General features: G+C 39.4%; 2 protein-coding genes. Both read left to right on the forward strand.

The window, feature by feature from the left end:
- A partial coding sequence (locus GVO63_RS19285; RefSeq protein WP_236552224.1) for a hypothetical protein occupies positions 1 to 355 on the forward strand: 355 nt, incomplete at its 5' end.
- 133 nt (positions 356 to 488) lie between these two features.
- Positions 489 to 914 carry a hypothetical protein gene (locus GVO63_RS19290; protein WP_159582060.1) on the forward strand — a complete coding sequence of 142 codons (426 nt, stop codon included), beginning with the start codon at positions 489 to 491 and terminating at the stop codon, positions 912 to 914.
- Positions 915 to 962 lie beyond the last annotated feature (48 nt).

The raw sequence follows: 962 nt of genomic DNA on the forward strand, positions 1-962 counted from the left end.
GTTATGTACTTACAGGAGTATTATGATTCAATGGAATGAAACAGATAAGGAAATCATCTTTATATTGAAAGAGGCTTTCTTTACTAAAAAATTACGCCCATTGAATTCAGACGAGCATTTGAGATTTTTTTTCATTCGCTCATTTTTCTATTTGTCTCTATTTAGCTTAGCTACAAGGATTTTGCTGTGGGGATTTGGAGCTATAGTAACCGCAAAGGAGTCTGCATTTTTTATGCTCCCGGTCAGTATTTTCTTCACAATATTGTTCCTGCATATTAATAACAAATCTAAAAATCCAAGCGTTATTGCTATGGTATTAACGTGGGCATCTTTGCAGATCAGCTTATATGTTTAATTCGAACGTACATAACAAAAAAATCATGTCGCCCGCAGGCGGGCTGGGACACAAACAGGCAGGCGGCTTCGCCATTGTAGCCTGCCTGTTTGTGCCCCATATTTAGGTGTTATACGTCGAACAGGCATCAAGGATGATTTTTAATAAATTCATGAGAGTATTCAAAGAAACGAAAGGGATGCCAAAGTTATTCCGGTTTCAGCATATGCTCAACTCAATTACATACTCACTAATGGTGTTATTTGCTTTTTGGCCTTGGCCAAACGGAGAGTATTCCTTGAATGGACGCAGCCTTACTTACCAAGAATTTTGGTTAACAGGTATGGCGCCCGGCTTTCTTCTATTTAGCATATTAATCATTGCAATTTGCTTCGCTTCAGTGAATAGACACTGGGCTGGCCGCGTTGGTACTTTTTTATATTGGGCATCTATTATTGCCTTCATGTCTTTTTATTCTTTAACTGGGGTTGTAATAGGCGGGGCAATTATTGCTGTTTGGGCTTACTATGTGTTCTATAGTACTGGCATGAGGCAGTTTTTTGTTCTGTCAAACGTATAACAAACAAATTATGGCACTCGCTGCCGCTCGCTGGGACACAAACACGTG

This window comes from Alteromonas sp. KUL106 (assembly GCF_009811415.1).
Lineage (GTDB): Bacteria > Pseudomonadota > Gammaproteobacteria > Enterobacterales > Alteromonadaceae > Alteromonas.

Coding starts and splice junctions, on each gene's coding strand:
- GVO63_RS19290 (WP_159582060.1), top strand. CDS start 489: ATGATTTTTAATAAATTCATGAGAGTATTCAAAGAAACGAAAGGGATG.